The following is a 3,012-nucleotide window of genomic DNA, read 5'->3' as shown; positions in this document are numbered from 1 at the left end:
GCACTGATGTCGACCAAACCCCCAGGAACATTGACCCAGGGGTTGGCGTCGTCATTCGTGAAACGATAGATGGCACCGCCGGAGTTGACACCCCACACATTGCTCCTGGACCCCACCGAGATCTTCGTGAGGTTACCGGGAATGTTCTTCCAGTGAGCCATGGAACTCATCTCTGTTCGCTTGGGATTCTACGCCGAACCACTAAGTGGACTTCATGTCGCGACCGCCCGACCCCCGGAGCACGGTCCGAATCCGCGGGGGGCGGCACATCCTCCGGAGGACCACAGGGGTCCGGAAACCGGTCGTTCCCTTCTCTTCCCCTCCAGGCCCGGGACCGTCGCACCACCGAGATGCCCGCCGCCGGGGAACCGCAATCCCCCCTGGCCCGCTCCGGCCAGTATCCCGAAAGGCACGACCGGAGAAAAACAACCGTGATAAGGAAATGACAAAAACACCGAACAAACAGGAACATATAGAGAAGGAACTATATTGGCATGTCATGACAAATACTGCGGACAGTGCGGCAGCACGTCCGCCAGCCGGCGGCACCGCCTCACGGAGGGCCGCCCTCCCTCGGGCCCGGAGGGCCGCACCGCCCCTGACCGGCCGGGCAGCTCCCCCGGCGTCACGGTGCCACGGGACGCGATGCCACAATGCGAAGTGTGAGACACCAGAACTCCGTACAGCACGATCCCGCCCAGGACTCCCCCACGGTGGGCCCGCCCAAGACCAGCGCGGCGGGCATGCCCGCCGTGCTCAACAGCGTCCGCCACGTCGGTGAACAGGCCGGGGTCCGGCGCGGGCTGCCGGCCATGCTCGCGATCAACCAGAAGCGCGGCTTCGACTGCCCCGGCTGCGCCTGGCCCGAGGGCGACAAGCGGCACACGGCGGAGTTCTGCGAGAACGGCGCCAAGGCGGTCGCCGAGGAGGCGACCTCCCGGGCCCTGACGCCCGAGTTCTTCGCCGAGCACCCGGTCGCCGAACTGGCCGAGCGCTCCGGCTACTGGCTGGGGCAGCAGGGCCGCCTCGCCCAACCCATGTACCTGGCCGAGGGCGCCTCCCACTACGAGCCGGTGAGCTGGGACCGCGCCCTGGACCTGGTCGCCGAGGACCTGCGGGGGCTGTCCTCCCCCGACGAGGCCGTGTTCTACACCTCGGGCCGCACCAGCAACGAGGCCGCCTTCCTCTACCAGCTGTTCGCCCGGCAGCTCGGCACGAACAACATGCCGGACTGCTCCAACATGTGCCACGAGTCGTCGGGCTCCGCCCTCACCGAGACGCTGGGCGTGGGCAAGGGCAGTGTCTCCCTGGAGGACCTGCGCAAGGCCGACCTGATCATCGTCGCCGGGCAGAACCCCGGCACCAACCACCCCCGGATGCTCTCCGCCCTGGAGAAGGCCAAGCGCTCCGGGACCCGGATCATCACCGTCAACCCCCTGCCCGAGGCGGGCATGCGCGAGTTCCGCAACCCGCAGAAGGCGGGCGGCCTGCTCGGGCGCGGCACGGAGCTCACCGACCTGTTCGCGCAGATCCGTCTGGGCGGCGACCTCACCCTGTTCTCGGCGGTCAACCGGCTGCTGCTGCAGGCGCAGGAGCGCGGGGAGGAGGTCCTGGACCGCGACTTCATCGCCACCCACACGCACGGGTTCGAGGAGTTCTCCAAGGACCTGCTGGCCGAGCCGGACGAGGAGTTCTGGCCCCGGGTCGAGAGGGCCACCGGCCTGGAGCGGGAGCTCGTCGAGCGGATCGCGGAGATGGTCACCGGGTCGGAGCGGATCATCGTGTGCTGGGCGATGGGCCTGACCCAGCACAAGCACTCGGTGCCGACCATTCGCGAGGTCGTCAACTTCCTGCTGCTGCGCGGCAACGTGGGGCGCCCGGGCGCGGGCGTGTGCCCGGTGCGCGGCCACTCCAACGTGCAGGGCGACCGGACGATGGGGATCTTCGAGCGCCCCGCGGAGGCGTTCCTGGACGCCCTGGGCGCGGAGTTCGGGTTCGAGCCCCCGCGCGAGCACGGCCACGACACCGTCAACGCCATCCGCGCGATGGCCGACGGCGACGTGCGGGTGTTCTTCGCGATGGGCGGCAACTTCGTGGCGGCCACGCCCGACACCCTGGTCACCGAGGAAGCGATGCGCCGGGTGGGGTTGACGGTGCACGTGTCCACCAAGCTGAACCGCTCGCACGTGGTGACGGGGACGCGGGCGCTGATCCTGCCCGCGCTCGCGCGCACCGACCGCGACCTGCGCGACGGCGAGCCCCGGTGGGTGACCGTGGAGGACTCGATGGGCAAGGTGCACGCCTCCCACGGGGTGCTCCCGCCCCTGTCGGAGGGCATGCGCTCGGAGGTCGACATCATCTGCGACCTGGCCCGGCGGGTGCTGGGCGAGGAACCCGTGGCGTGGTCGGAGCTGTTCGACTACGACCGGGTCCGCGACCACGTGGCGGCGGTCGTGCCGGGGTTCGAGGACTTCAACGCCCGTGCGCGCAAGCCCGCGGGGTTCACCCTGCCGCACGCGCCGCGCGACGACCGGCGCTTCCCGACCGAGACGGGTCTGGCGAACTTCACGGTCAACGGCACGTACGCGCCGGAGGTGCCGGAGGGCCGGCTGCTGCTGCAGACGCTGCGCTCGCACGACCAGTACAACACCACCGTGTACGGCCTCGACGACCGGTACCGGGGCATCAAGGACGGCCGCCGGGTCGTGCTGGTCAACCCGGAGGACGCACGCGAGCTGGGGCTGGAGGACGGCTCCTACACCGACCTGGTGGGCGAGTGGCGGGACGGCCGGGAGCGGCGCGCGGCGCACTTCCGTGTGGTGCACTACCCGACGGCGCGCGGGTGCGCGGCCTCCTACTTCCCGGAGACCAACGTGCTGGTCCCGCTGGACTCCACGGCGGAGGTGAGCAACACCCCGACGTCGAAGTCGGTGGTGGTGCGCTTCGAGCCGGACTCCGGCGCCGCCTGAGGCGGAAAGGCTCCGGCACGGCGCGGGGGTGCGGCCCACGGGC

The 3,012-nt window shown here is 70.2% G+C and carries 2 protein-coding genes; one reads left to right on the top strand and one right to left on the bottom strand.

Annotated features, from left to right (window positions below; all coding sequences use genetic code 11):
- Positions 1 to 161, bottom strand: a 161-nt coding sequence (locus ACWGL3_RS25600) for a tectonin domain-containing protein (RefSeq protein WP_452461884.1), incomplete at its 3' end; no start/stop codon positions are given.
- A gap of 492 nt (positions 162 to 653) precedes the next feature.
- Here ACWGL3_RS25600 and ACWGL3_RS25595 point away from each other — a divergent pair.
- Complete coding sequence (locus tag ACWGL3_RS25595) at positions 654 to 2,969, top strand: FdhF/YdeP family oxidoreductase (protein WP_267949536.1); 2,316 nt, start codon at positions 654 to 656, stop codon at positions 2,967 to 2,969.
- Positions 2,970 to 3,012 lie beyond the last annotated feature (43 nt).

The sequence above is a fragment of the Nocardiopsis sp. NPDC055824 genome, assembly GCF_053616335.1.
Note: the sequence above shows the minus strand (reverse complement) of the source record. Positions and strands in the feature narration are given on the sequence as shown.

What these genes read in the sequence shown, in the direction of transcription:
- ACWGL3_RS25595 (WP_267949536.1), top strand. Translation starts at nt 654, where the DNA reads ATGCGAAGTGTGAGACACCAGAACTCCGTACAGCACGATCCCGCCCAG.